Here is a 15,361-nt window from a genome sequence, read left to right as displayed (position 1 = left end):
TACTCGCCGGTTTGCTGTTGTGGGTCATCACTGTCATATGAGAAATAATGTCAGTCGCTGATCCGCGTTCGCACGGCACACAGTTCGGCCTGCGTGTTCGTATTCGAGACCGAACGGTTCAGCGGGACACGGTCGGGGGCGTCCTGGTCCTGCACGACCGTCGCGTCGAGTTCGGACACGAGCCGCTGCAGGCGGAGGTCCGAAGGTTGCTGTGAACAGTATCGTTCCAGCGCCCGACAGTCGTACACGGCGTGCAAGGGGTGGTGTCCGGCGTCGTTCGCCGGGATGATCGCGGCGGCGGGTCGGCTTGCGTATTCGCCTACGAGCCACTCGACCGCGCTGGGATCGAGTTGCGGCATATCGCATCCGCAGACGAACACGGCATCCGTCTCGACCGCACCGATCGCCCCTGCGATCCCCGCGAGCGGGCCGCGTCCCCACTCGACATCGTACCGGTAGCGGACTAGCGGCGAGAGGACCGGGTCGACGACGAACTGCTTCTCCGGATCGCCGACGGCGACGACCGGCGTCCGACCGGTCGCGGCCCGCACCGCGTCGACGATGCGAGCGATCATCGGCTGATCTTGGACCGTCGCTAGCGACTTCGGCTCTGGCCCGAAGCGCTCACTCCCGCCGCCGGCGAGCACGATGGGCGTGACCGACACGGCCCAGCAATTGCGGTCGTCCTGGTTGTGCTCGTCGTTCATTCGTACTCGGGGTTGTCGAGGGTCACTGTTTCGTACCGGTCCGGATCAGCATCGGCCGGGAGGCTGAGCAGGTCAATCCGGTGGATTCCTTTCACCAGTCGCTCGCCGTCGATATCGCCGGCCAGGAACCGCAGCGCGTACGGCCGCGTCTCCCGGAGCTGTTCGCCGTCGCGTTCGAACGCGACGACCCCGTCGAGTGCGTCGGCGACCGGGACACAGATCGCGTAGCCGTCTTCGCTCTCGACCCGGAAGTGCGTCGTCTCCGCCGGAGCGTCGACGATATCCAGCAGGTCGGTCACCGGGACGCCGGTCCAGGAGGCGGTCGTCCGCTCACCGGTCGCACAGCGGATCGTGTACTCGCGGGTGACGGTCGACCGGTCGGCGCAGGCGGCGGCGTCGACCGCACGCCGTTCACCGCCGCTGCCGATGACAAAGCTCGTGGGCGCGTCCGCAAGCTCGTTCGGGTCGTCACCGTCAAAAACGACGACACCATCCATTAGGCGTCACCTCGCACGGCCTCAGTCGCCGCCTCGTCGCTGGACAATTCACCGTGCGAGACCCGTTGTGCGTCCTCGGTCATCGCGAGCCCCAGCTCCGTGTCGTAGTCGGTCTTTTTGAGTTCCTCTCGCGGATTTGTCTGCTCCGCATCGGCCATCGCGTCTAACTTGTTCGTTCCCGCGTCGGGGATACCGGGAAGCCACTCGTCGGTACTACTCACGGCTAGCACCTCCTTTCACACCTACGGCGATTGTCGACATACACGCAGGGATACGCAATCCCGGTTGTTGAGCGTACTTCCAATACTGTTGGGGACAGATACGACGAAGCGTTCGGGTATAGTGCGGGTACCAATACTGTTTGGGATCCTGGGGTCCCCCATCGTCCGAGTGACTGCTCGACGGCGATCCCAACTCGAACCTTCTCGTCGCAGACCGAGACGGCACTGTTCACCAGCGCCGCGATAATGGCAAACGCTGCAATCCAGTAGAACTCATCTGGAAACGCTACCATAGCTGATTCCTATTTCCCTTCGGGGGTCTCAACGGCTCGCTCTTGGCCACGAGAAGAGATATCTGACCGCCAATCCGAGACTCGCTGGCGGTCTCATACCGAAACCTACAGCGGTTGAATAGTAAAAGCAGGCTCTGTTGGAATCCTCATCGAGTTACATGTTCGTCGTATAATTCGACGAGATGAAAGCCCTCCCGAAGTCGCAGATTCTCCGGTTTACTGAGAAGGCGATCCATCTGGCCCGACGAGCAGTTTCTCGATACTCCTCGAAGTTTCCAAACACCGCTATACACTCCCGCAGCACGTTGTTCTGCTCTGTCTCAAAGTGCGGAAGAACACGACCTACCGTGGCCTACTTGACGAACTGATCGAGATGCCACGCATCCGTCGTGTTCTCGGGCTAACCGAGTTTCCTACTGCTTCAACGCTCTGTAAGGCGTTCAACCGGCTTGATATGGCTGTATGGCGTATTATATTGACTCTCTCAGTGTCGCTACTTCCGACAAGCGGCGTCGTTGGAATTGATGCGTCAGCTTTCGACCGCAGTCACGCCTCGAAACACTACACAAAACGGGCCGAGATCACGATTCAGCAGCTCAAGGTGACGTTGCTGGTCGATGCGAAGGTGAACGCAATTCTCGATCTACACGTGACGACGACTCGAAAACACGATAGCCAGATCGCTCCGTCGTTGATCAAGCGCAACCCCGAGTGTATCGATATTCTCCTCGGAGACAAAGGCTACGACGATCAGAAAATCAGGCGGCTCGCCCGGCAACACGAGGTTCGGCCACTGATTAAGCATCGTGAGTTCACATCACTCCACAAGGCATGGAACGCACGCTTAGACGCTGATCTCTACGGATAACGGAGTCAATCCGAGACTGTGAACTCAACACTCAAGCGAAAGTATGGTGCGTTTGTCCGGTCACGGCGGTGGTGGAAGCAGTTCCGTGAACTCACCATTGCCTGTCTCATTCATAATGTAGATCGATCACTCTGAGCGGTCAATACAGACCAAGTAGATGACAAGCCAGCAGAGAATTAGCTTGTTTGTTTATCCGGGTTCGTTTGTAATCTTGGATACATCCAAACCCAGATGGTCACCAGAAACACACAGCTGAATAGCCAGACAGGGTCAGTAAATTTGTCACGAAGAAACACAGAGGGCGTTTGTCCGAGTATAAATGCCCCAAGAGCGCCGACAGCTACGAGGCCTGCCACAAATACACTAATAAAAATAATCGTGTCACGTCTAAATGACGGTTTCATACTTTCCGAATGGTCTCTGCGAGTATACACTTTCGGTACATTTGCAGCTCTCACCAACCGGCTGTTTCATCTGTGTATATATCTAAAGAATAGGATTTCAACAGAGCCGATTTAGATGAAGAAAATAACGCAGCTTCACTGCTGACCACATCCTCTGTCTCTCGCACACCGATCCTATCCGATCTTACGGATTTCAACCGAGCCGGTTGCGTGCTTCACCAGCGCCATGTCACCGGATACTTGTGCGCGAGCGCGCTAACGAGCCCAGTGACAGACGACCACGGCGGGTTCGAACACGCTCGGGAGAACGTCGATGGGCATCCGATGGTGAGTTTGCTCGGCTACGCCAAACGCTACTGGCCGACTCTCACGCTCGGCGTGCTCGCGGCGTTTCTCACGCGGTTCGCCCGACTGGTCCCGCCAATTGTCGTCGCGGCCGCCATCGATCGAGCGATCCGCGGCTCGGCCGACGCGGGCCTGCTGACCGATGTGGGTCTGCTGCCGCCCGGTGAGATCACCGGCGAAGCGGCTCGCCTGGCGGTGCTCGAACAGCTCGTGCTCATCGCGGTGCTTGCGTACTTAGTCCGGTCGGTCGCGCGGTTTATCTCTCGGTATCTGCTGCAAGCGACTGCCCAGAAGGTTCAGCGGGATCTGCGAAACGACACGTACGACCATCTCCAGCGGCTCTCGATGGATTTCTTCGCCGATCATCAGACCGGCGGCATGATGTCGATCCTCAACAGCGATATCAATCGGCTCGAGCAGTTTCTGAACACGGAGTTTCGACAACTCATCCGCGTGGTCGCAACGGTCGGCGGGATCGCGATCATCCTGTGGACGTACTCGCCGAAGCTGGCGCTCATCGCGCTCGCCCCGGTCCCGGTCATCGGCCTGGCCAGTAGTCAGTTTCTCACCTGGATCGAGCCGCGGTACAAATCGATTCGCGAGACCGTCGCGCGACTGAACACGCGGCTCGAGAACAACCTTGGCGGCGCTGCGGTGATCAAGTCGTTCGACCGGTACAGCTTCGAGGAGCGTCGGGTCGCCGCACAGAGCGAGGCGTACCACGACGAGAAGGTCGCGGCACTGCGCATCCGACGCGGGTTCTTTGCGACCCTACGGCTGTTAACCGGCGTCGTGTTCGTCCTCGTGCTCTACATCGGTGGCACCGACATCATCACCGGCGTGCCCGGCGAGGCGGGGGCGCTGACCCTCGGCGGGTTTGCGCTCTTTTTCCTCCTGTTGCGGCGGCTGTACTCGCCGATGCGCCGGGTCGGGAAGTCGGCGAACAAGTACCAGCTCGCGAAGTCAAGCGCCGAGCGCGTGTTCGGGTTGCTCGGCCGCGAGCCGACGGTCACCAGCCCCGACTCGCCGCACACCCCTGCGTCGATAGACGGGGACGTCACGTTCGAAGACGTTACCTTCGCCTACGGGGACCGCGAGCCGGTCCTACGTGATGTCTCGCTCGACGTGCCGGCGGGGACGACGATCGGGCTCGCCGGGGCGACCGGGGCCGGCAAATCAACACTCCTGAAACTCATTCCCCGCTTCCACGATGTCGATGACGGGGCCGTCCGGGTTGACGGAACTGACGTCCGGGAGTATGACCTCCAGTCGTTACGGGATTCTATCGCCATCGTTGAGCAGAATCCGTACCTGTTCTCGGGGACTGTCGCAGAGAACATTGCGTACGGCGACCGCGAGACGCTCGAGGCCGAGTGGGCAGAAGAACCTGACAAAAGCGCCCGCGCTCGGGTTGAGCGAGCGGCTGAAGCGGCCGCAGCCGACGAGTTCATCGACGGTCTCCCCAACGGATACGATACGCAAGTTGGCGAGCGCGGTGTCAAACTCTCGGGCGGTCAGCGGCAGCGCCTCGCCATCGCCCGGGCGCTGCTCAACGACCCCGAGATCATCGTGTTCGACGAGGCCACCTCGGACGTCGACACGGAGACCGAGGAACTGATTCAGGAAAGCCTCGAGCGGCTGGTCGAGGAGCGGACCGCGTTCATCATCGCCCACCGGCTGTCGACGATCCAGAACGCGGACGAGATCGTTGTCATGGATGAGGGCCGGATCGTCGAGCAGGGCGGGCACGACGAGCTGGTTGCGAGCGAGGGAACGTACGCGAACCTCTGGCAGGGGCAGGCTGAGGCCGCCGCTGCCGACGACTGATTGACGATCTTATCTTCCGTCGCGCTAGCTGCCTCATCTCTCAAAACCAGACGAGAGAGGCCATCTGAAGACTGTCGTTCTGGTGGGCATACGTGCCACTAAATCCCACGCAGCGCCCGCCACTTCGCGGCGACGAACCCCGCGAGGATGAACCCGAAGCCGGCGACGGTCGCGGGCGTCACCTCCTGCCCGAGCACGAGCCAGCCCGCGAGCGCCGCGAACACGGGAATCACGTACTCGATGAAGCTCATCTCGATCGGTCCGAGATCCTCAAGGAGCGTGAAATACAGCAGGAAGCCGCCGACGCCGGCGACCGCGGCGAGGTACGCGATGGCAGCGAGCGCAGACGGCGTCCACGTGGCGGTCGCGAACGACTGGCCGGGGAGCGCGAGCACGGCGGCGTGAAGGACGACCGCGCCGACGGCCATCATCCAGGCCTGCGTCGAGAGGAACGGCATCGACGGCGATCGGCTGTGGGTGACGACCGCGGCGACGGCGAACGCGAGCGCGGCGGCGAGCACGAGCGCGACGCCGAGGATGCTGTCCGCGAGGTTCGCCGGGTCGGGGTCGGCGATGACGACGACGCCGACGAACCCGAGGGCGACGCCGAGCGCGGTGGCGGCGGTGAACTCCTCGTCGGTCGAGACGAGCCGCGTGAGCGCCGGGGTCACCACGGGGACGAGACCCAACAGCACCGCGGCGACGCCGCCCGTGACGTACCGCTGGCCGGCGAACAGGAACGCGTGATGGGCGCCGATGATGAGGGCGCCGCCGACGAGCACGTAGACGTAGTCGTCCCGCGTCCGAGGGCGGATCTCCACGCCGGCGACGAGCACGCCGGCGAACAACAGTACGGCGGCGACGTCGAAGCGTACGGCGGCGAACGGGACCGCGGGAAGGTCCGCGAGCCCGACGTCCGTCGCCATAAACGCCGTCCCCCACACTGCGCACAGCAACAGAAAGCGGCCGGCCGTCCGGGAGCGACTCATTCACGCGGAGGTCGCCGCCGACGGCGAAAGACCCGTCGAACCGCCCCGACTCTCCTGGCGGCCGGCCGCGTGTGGCGACGGCCGGATATCCGTTCTGCCGGTCAGGAGTCACTCTCAACCCACCCCGAGCGGGCCTCTCCGGCTCCGTCCGTACTCTCGACGCGATCGCCGACTGCCAACTCGGGAGCCCGAACTCCACCGGGGCACAGACGTAAGCTTCCGGCCCGGCAATGGCTGGTATGGCCGACACCGATGCCGACGACGACGCGACGCCTGTCGAGACGACCGAGTGGGAGGGCGGGTTCAGTTGGATCGCGTATCCCGACGAGGACGCGCGCCGCGCGAGCCACGCACTGACGACGGACGCCGGCGTCTGGCTCGTCGACCCGGTCGACGTCGACGGGCTCGACGCGCACCTCCGCGAGGCGGGCGACGTCGCCGGCGTCGTCGTCCTCCAGGACCGACACACGCGCGACGCCGCGGCGGTGGCGCGTCGACACGACGTCGCCGTGTCCGTGCCGGAGGGGATGGCGCTCACCCGCGAGAAGCTCGACGCGGACGCGGACGCGACCGGCTCGGCCCTCGCCGGGTCGGCGTACGAGGTTCACGAGCTCCGATCAGACGACGAGTGGGAGGAGGCCGTCCTGTGGAACGCCGAGCGCGAGACGCTGCTCGTCCCCGAGACGCTCGGGACCCTCCCGGCGTTCCGAGACGGCGGCGACGCGCTCGGGGTTCACCCCGCGGTCGAGGAGTCGCCACAGGAACTGGCGGAGCGGGACCCCGACCACGTCCTCGTCGGCCACGGCACGAGCATCCACGAGGACGCGACGGCAGCGCTCACGGCCGCGCTCGGGCTCGATTGACGGAGATCGGACGGCGCACCCTCGTTCCGCCCGAAAGCGAGACACGCCAACACACGACATATACGTCTGCGAGCCCGACCGTCGGTGAATGCGGGCCGACCCACGAACCGCCCTGCGACGACTCTACAGGCAGCTAACTCCCATGAACCTCACAGAAACGCGAATCCGAGAGTACGACCGGCGCGCGACAGCCAGCGACGAGACCGAGACGGCCACGTTCGGCCTCGGCTGCTTCTGGGGGCCGGACGCGCAGTTCGGCGCCGTCGACGGCGTGGTCCGCACCCGCGTGGGCTACGCCGGCGGCACCTCGCGCGACCCGACGTACCACTCGCTGGGGGATCACACCGAGGTGTTTCAGGTCGAGTTTGACCCCGCCACCGTCACGTATCGGGAGCTGCTGGAGCTCGTCTTCGAGTCGCACGCCCCCAACCGCCAGACCCGGAACACGCAGTACCAGAACGCCGTCCTCACGGCGACGGCGGCCCAGCAAGCGACTCTCACCGAGTTCCTCTCGTCACGGGGCTTCACGGCCGACGGCATCGGCACGCGCATCGAACAGCTCTCGCGGTTCTACCCCGCCGAAGACTACCATCAAAAGTACAAGCTCCGGTCTGTCTCGTCGCTCATGGACGCGTTCGACGAAGCGGGATACGACGACGAAGCGGTGCGCGAGTCGCCGATCGCTGCCAAGCTGAACGGCTACGCCGCCGGACACGATGTCGCTGTCCTCGAGGAACCCCCGGCATCCGAGTGACCCCGCTGGCTACCGGGTGCGCGGGATATCCGATATCCACAGATGCCACTGCCTTTCCGTGTGGCACTTCTTGCGTCCGTATGTCGATAACTACTGGCGATTCTGTGACGCTCGAGTACACCGGCAAACTGGACGACGGGACCGTGTTCGACACCTCCAAGGAGTCGGTCGCCGAGGACGCCGGCCTCGCCGAGGCCCAGCCCGACCGCGAGTACACGCCGTTGACGGTCGAGGTCGGCGGCGGCCAGGTCATCGAGGGGATGGAGGAGGGACTGATCGGGCTGGAGGCCGGCGAGACGGACACGCTGACGATTCCGCCGGAGAAGGCCTACGGACAGCCCAGCGACGAGAACGTCGAGGAGTTCGAAACTGACGAGCTCCGGGAGATGCTCGGCGGACAGCTGCCCGAGGAGGGCGCGTACCTCGAGGCCCAGGACGGCAGCCAAGGCGAGATCATCCACGTGGACGAGGACGTGGTCCGCGCGGACTTCAACCCGCCCCTCGCCGGCGAGACCCTGACGTTCGACGTCGAGGTCATCGAGGTCAACTGAGCCCCGCTCGTCCGCCGCGCCCGCCGGTCGGGCCTACCCGTGGAACCGGTACAGCGACGTGACGTACGGGAGCCGGTTGAGCATCCAGATCGCGACCGGCAGCCCCACGACCGTGATCGCGAGCGCCGACGCGACGTTCGCCCACAGCAGGCTCAGCCACCACCCGACGAGGACGAAGTAGACCGCACGGACGACGAGCGACCGCTGGCCTCGGGCCGAGTCGGGGTCCGAGAGCGACCGCGGCTCCGCGAGCGTGAGCACCGTCGGCACGAGGTTGATCAGCTTGATACCGATCGGGAGGAGGACGACCGTGACGTTGAGCAGCCACGCGACGTTGACGACGATCGGCGTCGCCCACCAGCCGACGAAGACGAACCACAGCGCACGAACGAGCAGGGAGCGTTGTGCCATTACTCGGGGTAGACGCTCAGCGGGGAAACCCGTGTCGTCCGTCGCGGTCCTCCCGGAGCGTTCGAACGCGCCCGGTACCGAACGTCGCAGGTGCGGGAGCTCCGAGTAGGTCTCCCGCAGCAAATTCGTGGTCGCTCCGAGGAGGCGCCCCGCTCGCCCCCGCCCGTTTCAAGACGCTCGCCGACCTGGATCTCGCATGGAACTGACGCCGGGCGTACACGGGCTCCCGTTACGCGTCTCGATGGACGACCGCGAGGCGACGTTCAACGCGACCGCCGTCGAGACGCCGCGGGGACCGCTCCTGATCGACGTCGGCCTCCCCGACACGGTGGACGTCCTCGAAGCCGCGCTCGACGACGAGGGGCTGCGCCTCGACGACGCCTGGGGAATCCTCATCACCCATCAGGATCCGGACCACGCCGGCTGTCTGGCGGCCGTCGTCGACCGGACCGACGCCGTCGTCTTCGCGCACGAGACGGAAGCGCCGTACCTGGAAGGCGACAGGGAACTCGTCAAGTCCACCGCGGAGCGACCGCTGTCGATCGACTCGACGACGGTCGACGTCCGCCTGACGGGGGGCGAGACGTTCGCGACCGCCGCGGGGCCGATGGAGGTCATCGCGACGCCCGGCCACAGTCCGGGGCACGTGTCGGCGCACTTCCCCGACGCGGAGCTGCTCGTCAGCGCGGACGCGCTCAACGTCGTCGACGGCGCGCTCGTCGGCCCCCGACCAGAGGTGACCCAGGACCTCGAGACCGCGTGGGAAAGCGTCGAGACGCTCGCTGACTTGGCCGTGGCAGAGACGTTCTGCTTCCACGGCGGCCGCGCCGCCGCGGGGACGGCCCGCATCCGGGAGTTGGTGGCCGACCGGTAGCGGTCAGTAGGGGCAGCGATCTCGGTTTCGAACCGAGCCGAACGGGGTCACTCCGCGCTCTCGGCGTCCGCGTTCGGGCCGGCTCCGATCGCCGCGGAGAGGAAACTCCCGAGGAGCCCCGCGACGCCGAGCGCGAGCGCGGCGAGGACGATCCCGCCCGAGTCGCCGTATCCGCGGACCTCGACGCGAACCGCCCAAAGCATGAGCACGATGCTGAACAGGAGGACGTCGCTCGACAGGGACATGTGCCGTCCACGTACCGAGGCGTCCCAGTAGTAGGTACTGGTTCCCCGACAGCCGTCCGGCGACGACCGACGCCGCGTCGCAGGGGGCGACGGCGGTCGCCGCCCCCGCCGCCGTTTGAATCTCGCCGACCCGAACCGACTTGTCCGGGGGGCGCGTCGCCCCGGCCATGCCCGACTCACCGACCGGCTCGACCGGCCTCGAATTCGGCGTCCTCGGCACCGCGGGGATCGCCCGCAAAGCGGTGATCCCGGCGATCGCCGCCAGTGACCACGCGGTCGGCGCGGTGGCGTCCCGCGACGCCGCCCGCGCGGAGCGGTTCGCGGCCGAGAACGCGATCCCGCGCAGCTACGGCTCTTACGAGGCGCTCCTCGACGACGACGCGCTCGACGCGGTGTACGTCCCGCTCCCCAACGGCCGCCACGCCGAGTGGACGAAGCGCGCCGCGGACGCCGGCCTGGACGTCCTCTGCGAGAAGCCGCTGGCCGCCGACGCCGCCGAGGCGCGCGACGTGGTCGCCCACTGCGACGAGCGGGGCGTCACGCTGATGGAGGCGTTCATGTACCGGTACCACCCGCGCACCGAGCGCGCCGTCGCGCTCGCCGCGACCGAGCTCGACGACGTGCGGACGGTGACGGCCACCTTCCGGTTCCCGCTGTACGACCGCCCGAACGACGTGCGGCTCGACCCCGACCTCGCGGGCGGGTCGCTGATGGACGTCGGCTGCTACCCCGTCTCGCTCGCTCGGACGATTCTCGGAGAGCCCGACCGCGCGTACGCCCACGCCGGCGACACCCGCGACGCCGGGGTCGACACGGAGCTCTCGGGCGTGCTGGCGTACGACGACGGCCGTTCGGCGCGGGTCGCGTCCGGCTTCGACACCCAGCTCGTCCAGCGGTACCGCGTCGACGCGACGAACGGGTGGGTCGCGGTCAAGCGCGCGTTCGACGCCCCGACCGACGAGCCCGTCGAGCTGGAGTACGAGATCGACGGCCGGCACGGCGTCGAGACGTTCCCCGCGGTCGACCAGTACCGGCTTCAGGTCGAGCACTTCGCCGAGCGCGTCGCCGACGGGACCGCCCCCCTGACCGACGGGCAGGAGGCGATCGCGAACATGGCGGCCATCGACGCGCTCGCCGAGAGCGCCGCCGACGGCGGCCCCGTCGACCTCTGAACGCTGCCACCGGAGAACGTCCTCCGGACTCCCGTCAATACGCCCCGGGCGCCGCCGCGCGGCTCACCGGCCTTGCGACCGGCCTTACCGATCGATCCCGCCCTCGCCCTCGATGACGTCGCGGACCTCCGCCCGGGTCGTCACCGCGAGGTCGCCGTCGGTGGTGCGTTTCAGCGCCGCGGTCGCCGAGCCCCACCGGAGCGCCGCGGGGAGGTCGCCGCCGCGCAGGCGCTCCGCGACGAAGCCGGCGACGAACGCGTCGCCGGTGCCGATCGCGTCGAACGTCTCCGCCTCGTACACGTCCTGCTCGTACACCGAGCCGTCGTGGAGCGCGACCGCCCCCTCGAGCCCGCGGGTGACGACCACCGTGTCGAAGCCGAACTCCGTGGCGAGCCCGTGCGCGATCTCGACGGCGCCGCCCTCCCGGTCGAGCACCTCGCGGGCGTCCCGCCGCGGGACGAACAGGGTGTCGACGTGCTCGAACAGTTCCTCGTAGGCCGCCCGCGCCGTCTCCGGGTCCCAGAGCTTCGCCCGGTAGTTCAGGTCGAACGAGCGCGTGGTCCCCGCCTCGCCGGCGGTCCGCAACAGCGCGGTCGTCGTCTCCGCCGTGGTCTCCGAGAGGGCGGGCGTGATCCCGGTCGTGTGGAACCACTCTGCCTCCGCGACCGCGTCCGTCGGGAGTTCGTCGGGCTCGACGGTCGTGATCGCCGCGTCGGCGCGGTCGTAGATCACGTTCGTCCCCCGCGGCTCGCCGCCGTGTTCGAGGTAGTAGGTCCCCACGCGGCTCGCGTCCGCGTCGGCCCACGCGACGTCCGGGCGGACGCCGTGGCTTCGCAGTTCGGTCACGATCCGCCGGCCGAGCGGCGAGTCGGGGAGCTTCGAGAGCCAGCGGGCGTCGGCGCCGAGCCGCGCGGCCCCGACCGCGACGTTGCTCTCGGCGCCGCCGGCCTGAACGGTCAGGTCGCGCGTCGTCTCCAGCCGCTCGCCGCGCGGCGGCGACAGCCGGAGCATCGTCTCGCCGAACGTGACGAGGTCGGTCATCGGCGCCACCCCGCGCCGCAGGTCTCGAACGGGTTCATGGTGGGTGCTACGCTCGGCCGATTATAAGAAGGGGTGATCGCCGTCGGCCGGCGCGGGCGGGGGCGCCCGCGCTCCGCTCGCGCCGCGTCTCTCCTCACCGCGCCGTCCCCGCCTACTCTCGGTCTTCGCGCGCCCGGTAGTCCGGGAGCGTGTCGTCCTGCATCACCGCGCCGCGGCCGCCGTCGACGAGCAGCGCGGCCCCCGTGACGAACGAGGCGTCCTCGCTCGCGAGGAAGGAGACGGCGCCGGCGACGTCGGCGGGCGTCCCGATCCGCCCGGTCGGATGGATCGACTCGACCTCCTCGAACCGCCCCTCCGGGAGCTCCTCGCGGGTGCGCTCGATCTCCACCCAGCCGGGGACGACCGTGTTCACCCGGACGCGGGGGCCGAAGTCGACCGCGAGCGACCGCGTCATGCCGTTGATCCCCGCCTTAACCGCGTTGTACGGGAAGTGCGCCGGCATCGTCGCGTACGCGTGGTTCGACGAGACGTTCACGATCGCCCCGCGGTCCATGTGCTCGAGGGCGGCCCGCGCGGCGAGCCAGTACGCCCGGAAGTCCGTCTCGACGACGAACGCCCAGTCGTCGAGCGTCGCCTCGTCGGCGGCCGTCTCCGTCTGGACGCCGGCGTTGTTCACGAGCACGTCGACGGAGCCGTACCGCTCGGCGGCCGCCTCAGCGAGCGCGGCCACGTCGTCCGGGTCGCGCATGTCCGCGCGGACGAACGTCGCGTCTCCCTCTTCGCTCCCCGCCGCGATCCGCTCGGCGACGGCCGCTCCTGCCTCCTCGGAGCGCCCGCTGACCACGACGTTCGCCCCCTCCGCGGCGAGCCGCTCCGCGATCCCGGCGCCGATCCCGCGCGTCGACCCAGTGACGATGACCGTCTCGCCGGCGAACCGCCCGGGGACCGCGCCCTCGGTCGGCGACTCGCGTCGGCGGGTCATCGGTCGCCCTCCGATCGGTCGATATGTCTCGCCATCGGGATCACCACTCCGCGACGGAGCCGTCGTCGTGGCGCCAGACGGGGTTGTGCCAGTCGACGTCCTCCTCGGCCTGCTCGCGGACGTGTTCCTCGTCGATCTCGATTCCCAGCCCGTCGCCGTCGGGGATGTCGACGAACCCGTCGCGGTACTCGAACACGGACGGGTCGGCGAGGTAGTCCAACACGTCGCTCGTCTCGTTGTAGTGGATGTCGAGCGACTGCTCCTGAATCAGCGCGTTCGGCGTACAGGCGTCGACCTGAATACAGGAGGCGAGCGCGATCGGCCCGAGCGGACAGTGCGGCGCGACGGACACGTCGTACGCCTCGGCCATCGACGCGATCTTCTTCAGCTCGGTGATCCCGCCGGCGTGGGAGACGTCCGGCTGGATCAGGTCGACGGCGTCCGCCTCCAGAACCTCCTTGAAGTCCCACCGCGAGTACATCCGCTCGCCGGTCGCGATCGGGATCGTCGTCGACGCCCGGATCGCCGGCAGCGCGTCGTTGTTCTCGGGCAGCACCGGCTCCTCGATGAACATCGGGTCGTACGGCTCCAGCGCCGCCGCGAGCCGACGGACCATCGGCTTGGCCACCCGACCGTGGAAGTCGACGCCGATGTCGACCTCGTCGCCGACCGCCTCCCGCACGGCCGCGATCCGGTCGGCCGCCGCGGCCACCGCGGCCGGGGAGTCGATCGACTCGAGCTCCGCCGTGGCGTTCATCTTCAGCGCCGAGAAGCCGGCGTCGACCTTCTCCCTCGCGGCCTCGCCCACGTCCGCCGGTCGGTCCCCGCCGATCCACTGGTAGACGCGGATCCGGTCGCGCGCGCGGCCGCCGAGCAGCTCGTGGACGGGCGCGCCGAACTGCTTCCCCTTGAGGTCCCACAGCGCCTGGTCGACGCCGGCGATGGCGCTCATCAGCACCGGACCGCCGCGGTAGAACCCGCCGCGGTACATCGCCTGCCAGTGGTCCTCGATCCGCGTCGGGTCCTCGCCCAGCAGGTAGTCGTCGAGCAGCTCCTCGACGGCCGCGACGACCGTGTGCGACCGCCCCTCCACGATCGGCTCTCCCCACCCCACGGTGCCGTCGCTCGTCGTCAGCTTCAGGAACAGCCAGCGGGGCGGTACTTCGAACAGCTCGTAGTCGGTGATGTACATGGTGAGTTGGGGTAACTCCGAACCGGTCCGGGGGCCGCGGGACTCGCACGCCGTCGGTCACGGCGGGTCGCACGCTCCGTCGATCTCCCGCGTCCGACCCGGACCGGTCCGTCGCCACGGTCGTACTTGCCCGTCCGTTTGTTAAATAGGAGGTGTGTGCGGGCGCGCCGCGGCCGTCTCCGACACGGCCCGATTTAAGACCCCCGGCGGGGAGGTACCAGCCATGCGAACCGATCGACTCGACCGGATCACCGAGGGCGGCGTGATCGCGATCCTCCGCGGCGTGGGGCGAGACGACGCCGTGGCGGTCGCGGACGCGGTCGTCGACGCCGGCGTGACGGCCCTGGAGGTGACGGCGGACACGCCGAACGCGATGGCCTCCATCGAGGCGATAGCCGACCGCGTCGACGACGCCGTCGTCGGCGCCGGCACCGTCCTCGACGCGGAGACCGCGCGCGCGGCGCAGCTCGCCGGCGCGGAGTTCCTCGTGACGCCGACGGTGAACCGCGGCGTGATCCGGACGGCGAACCGCTACGGCACGCCGGTCGCCGTCGGCGCGTACACGCCGACCGAGGCGATCGAGGCCTACGAGGCCGGCGCCGACGCGGTGAAGGTGTTCCCCGCGAAGACCGGCGGCCCGGACCACGTCGCGGCGATCGGCGGGCCGCTCCCGCAGATACCGCTCGTGCCGACCGGCGGCGTCGGCGCGGACAACGCGGGCGAGTACGTCCGGGCGGGCGCGGTCGCGGTCGGCGTCGGCAGCTCGATCGTCGACGACGAGGCGGTCGCCGACGGTGACTTCGACGCGGTCCGGGAAAACGCGCGCGCCGTCGTCGAGGCCGTCGCCGCGGCTCGGGAGTGACTCGTTCGGCGGTCAGACTTGTGCCGCCGCCGCGCGACGCCCCTACCGCGCGGGAGACCGGGCCTCCTCGGCGGCGTCGGCAGAGGGCCCCCGAACCGCGTCCCACCCGCTGATACAGGCCTCACACAGGTAGTACGGGAAGCCGTCGACGTCGCGGTGCGCGAGCGGAGCGTCGACGCCGCACTTCTCACAGTTCATGCCCGGTGGGTGTGCCAAGGAATTTATATGTCTTCTGTTCGCGATCGGGTTCGTGATAATTCGTT

17 protein-coding genes and 1 pseudogene are annotated in these 15,361 nt (G+C 67.7%); 8 read left to right on the top strand and 10 right to left on the bottom strand.

What is annotated here, in order from left to right:
* Positions 1–50: 50 nt before the first annotated feature.
* From mobA to C466_RS12995, 3 genes are read right to left on the bottom strand one after another with little or no spacing between them, the layout of a single operon-like run.
* Positions 51–707, bottom strand: coding sequence for a molybdenum cofactor guanylyltransferase (mobA, locus tag C466_RS13005; RefSeq protein ID WP_004597819.1), 657 nt, complete (start codon positions 705–707; stop codon positions 51–53).
* On the bottom strand, positions 704–1,204 hold the full coding sequence (locus C466_RS13000) for a molybdopterin-dependent oxidoreductase (RefSeq protein WP_004597817.1): 501 nt from the start codon (positions 1,202–1,204) through the stop codon (positions 704–706). The genes mobA and C466_RS13000 overlap by 4 nt, the downstream gene beginning before the upstream one ends.
* Complete coding sequence (locus C466_RS12995; protein WP_239640340.1) at positions 1,204–1,425, bottom strand: 4Fe-4S ferredoxin N-terminal domain-containing protein; 222 nt, start codon at positions 1,423–1,425, stop codon at positions 1,204–1,206. Before C466_RS12995 ends, C466_RS13000 begins: the two co-directional genes overlap by 1 nt.
* Positions 1,426–1,900: 475 nt before the next feature.
* On the opposite strand from C466_RS12995, the pseudogene C466_RS12990 reads away from it, so the two are divergent.
* Positions 1,901–2,721 (top strand): annotated as a pseudogene (locus C466_RS12990) (IS5 family transposase).
* Positions 2,722–3,257: 536 nt separating this feature from the next.
* On the top strand, positions 3,258–5,162 hold the full coding sequence (locus C466_RS12985; RefSeq protein WP_004597811.1) for an ABC transporter ATP-binding protein: 1,905 nt from the start codon (positions 3,258–3,260) through the stop codon (positions 5,160–5,162).
* A gap of 98 nt (positions 5,163–5,260) precedes the next feature.
* Here the strand turns inward: C466_RS12985 and C466_RS12980 are convergent, their stop codons facing one another.
* A complete protein-coding gene (locus C466_RS12980) occupies positions 5,261–6,151 on the bottom strand; it encodes a DMT family transporter (protein WP_049897869.1) in 891 nt (296 codons plus the stop codon).
* 239 nt (positions 6,152–6,390) lie between these two features.
* Between C466_RS12980 and C466_RS12975 the strand changes: the two genes are divergently transcribed.
* From C466_RS12975 to C466_RS12965, 3 genes are all read left to right on the top strand, one after another.
* The gene (locus tag C466_RS12975) at positions 6,391–7,014 is read left to right on the top strand and encodes a hypothetical protein (protein WP_004597807.1); all 624 of its coding nucleotides are present in this window, start codon (positions 6,391–6,393) and stop codon (positions 7,012–7,014) included.
* 142 nt (positions 7,015–7,156) lie between these two features.
* Complete coding sequence (locus tag C466_RS12970) at positions 7,157–7,768, top strand: peptide-methionine (S)-S-oxide reductase MsrA (protein ID WP_004597805.1); 612 nt, start codon at positions 7,157–7,159, stop codon at positions 7,766–7,768.
* 104 nt (positions 7,769–7,872) lie between these two features.
* The gene (locus tag C466_RS12965) at positions 7,873–8,319 is read left to right on the top strand and encodes an FKBP-type peptidyl-prolyl cis-trans isomerase (RefSeq protein WP_004597803.1); all 447 of its coding nucleotides are present in this window, start codon (positions 7,873–7,875) and stop codon (positions 8,317–8,319) included.
* 33 nt (positions 8,320–8,352) lie between these two features.
* Here C466_RS12965 and C466_RS12960 read toward each other — a convergent pair whose 3' ends face one another.
* A complete protein-coding gene (locus C466_RS12960) occupies positions 8,353–8,730 on the bottom strand; it encodes a YccF domain-containing protein (RefSeq protein ID WP_004597800.1) in 378 nt (125 codons plus the stop codon).
* Between the two features lie 196 nt (positions 8,731–8,926).
* Here C466_RS12960 and C466_RS12955 point away from each other — a divergent pair, with 196 nt between their 5' ends.
* On the top strand, positions 8,927–9,604 hold the full coding sequence (locus C466_RS12955) for an MBL fold metallo-hydrolase (RefSeq protein WP_004597799.1): 678 nt from the start codon (positions 8,927–8,929) through the stop codon (positions 9,602–9,604).
* 47 nt (positions 9,605–9,651) lie between these two features.
* Here the strand turns inward: C466_RS12955 and C466_RS12950 are convergent, their stop codons facing one another.
* Positions 9,652–9,849 (bottom strand): hypothetical protein, encoded by a 198-nt coding sequence (locus tag C466_RS12950; protein ID WP_004597797.1) that lies wholly within the window; start codon positions 9,847–9,849, stop codon positions 9,652–9,654.
* A 167-nt stretch (positions 9,850–10,016) separates the two neighbouring features.
* Between C466_RS12950 and C466_RS12945 the strand changes: the two genes are divergently transcribed.
* The gene (locus C466_RS12945; RefSeq protein WP_004597795.1) at positions 10,017–11,021 is read left to right on the top strand and encodes a Gfo/Idh/MocA family protein; all 1,005 of its coding nucleotides are present in this window, start codon (positions 10,017–10,019) and stop codon (positions 11,019–11,021) included.
* Between the two features lie 84 nt (positions 11,022–11,105).
* Here the strand turns inward: C466_RS12945 and kdgK1 are convergent, their stop codons facing one another.
* From kdgK1 to dgoD, 3 genes are all read right to left on the bottom strand, one after another.
* The gene (gene kdgK1 / locus C466_RS12940; protein WP_049908382.1) at positions 11,106–12,062 is read right to left on the bottom strand and encodes a bifunctional 2-dehydro-3-deoxygluconokinase/2-dehydro-3-deoxygalactonokinase; all 957 of its coding nucleotides are present in this window, start codon (positions 12,060–12,062) and stop codon (positions 11,106–11,108) included.
* Between the two features lie 151 nt (positions 12,063–12,213).
* Positions 12,214–13,044, bottom strand: coding sequence for an SDR family NAD(P)-dependent oxidoreductase (locus C466_RS12935; protein WP_004597790.1), 831 nt, complete (start codon positions 13,042–13,044; stop codon positions 12,214–12,216).
* A 40-nt stretch (positions 13,045–13,084) separates the two neighbouring features.
* Positions 13,085–14,236, bottom strand: a complete 1,152-nt coding sequence (dgoD, locus tag C466_RS12930) for a galactonate dehydratase (RefSeq protein WP_004597787.1) — start codon at positions 14,234–14,236, stop codon at positions 13,085–13,087.
* A 223-nt stretch (positions 14,237–14,459) separates the two neighbouring features.
* Between dgoD and C466_RS12925 the strand changes: the two genes are divergently transcribed.
* A complete protein-coding gene (locus C466_RS12925; protein WP_004597785.1) occupies positions 14,460–15,098 on the top strand; it encodes a bifunctional 4-hydroxy-2-oxoglutarate aldolase/2-dehydro-3-deoxy-phosphogluconate aldolase in 639 nt (212 codons plus the stop codon).
* 42 nt (positions 15,099–15,140) lie between these two features.
* Here C466_RS12925 and C466_RS16805 read toward each other — a convergent pair whose 3' ends face one another.
* On the bottom strand, positions 15,141–15,296 hold the full coding sequence (locus C466_RS16805; RefSeq protein ID WP_159358437.1) for a hypothetical protein: 156 nt from the start codon (positions 15,294–15,296) through the stop codon (positions 15,141–15,143).
* Between the last annotated feature and the right edge of the window lie 65 nt (positions 15,297–15,361).

Origin of the sequence: Halorubrum distributum JCM 10118, assembly GCF_000337335.1 — an archaeon.
Classification (GTDB): domain Archaea; phylum Halobacteriota; class Halobacteria; order Halobacteriales; family Haloferacaceae; genus Halorubrum; species Halorubrum distributum.
This window is presented reverse-complemented; position numbering and strand designations above follow the sequence as displayed.

Bases quoted from the DNA above. Each gene is read 5' to 3' on its own strand.
- mobA (WP_004597819.1), bottom strand. From the start codon at position 707: ATGAACGACGAGCACAACCAGGACGACCGCAATTGCTGGGCCGTGTCG.
- C466_RS13000 (WP_004597817.1), bottom strand. From the start codon at position 1,204: ATGGATGGTGTCGTCGTTTTTGACGGTGACGACCCGAACGAGCTTGCG.
- C466_RS12980 (WP_049897869.1), bottom strand. From the start codon at position 6,151: ATGAGTCGCTCCCGGACGGCCGGCCGCTTTCTGTTGCTGTGCGCAGTG.
- C466_RS12975 (WP_004597807.1), top strand. From the start codon at position 6,391: ATGGCCGACACCGATGCCGACGACGACGCGACGCCTGTCGAGACGACC.
- C466_RS12970 (WP_004597805.1), top strand. From the start codon at position 7,157: ATGAACCTCACAGAAACGCGAATCCGAGAGTACGACCGGCGCGCGACA.
- C466_RS12960 (WP_004597800.1), bottom strand. From the start codon at position 8,730: ATGGCACAACGCTCCCTGCTCGTTCGTGCGCTGTGGTTCGTCTTCGTC.
- C466_RS12955 (WP_004597799.1), top strand. From the start codon at position 8,927: ATGGAACTGACGCCGGGCGTACACGGGCTCCCGTTACGCGTCTCGATG.
- C466_RS12950 (WP_004597797.1), bottom strand. From the start codon at position 9,849: ATGTCCCTGTCGAGCGACGTCCTCCTGTTCAGCATCGTGCTCATGCTT.
- C466_RS12945 (WP_004597795.1), top strand. From the start codon at position 10,017: ATGCCCGACTCACCGACCGGCTCGACCGGCCTCGAATTCGGCGTCCTC.
- kdgK1 (WP_049908382.1), bottom strand. From the start codon at position 12,062: ATGACCGACCTCGTCACGTTCGGCGAGACGATGCTCCGGCTGTCGCCG.
- C466_RS12935 (WP_004597790.1), bottom strand. From the start codon at position 13,044: ATGACCCGCCGACGCGAGTCGCCGACCGAGGGCGCGGTCCCCGGGCGG.
- dgoD (WP_004597787.1), bottom strand. From the start codon at position 14,236: ATGTACATCACCGACTACGAGCTGTTCGAAGTACCGCCCCGCTGGCTG.
- C466_RS12925 (WP_004597785.1), top strand. From the start codon at position 14,460: ATGCGAACCGATCGACTCGACCGGATCACCGAGGGCGGCGTGATCGCG.
- C466_RS16805 (WP_159358437.1), bottom strand. From the start codon at position 15,296: ATGAACTGTGAGAAGTGCGGCGTCGACGCTCCGCTCGCGCACCGCGAC.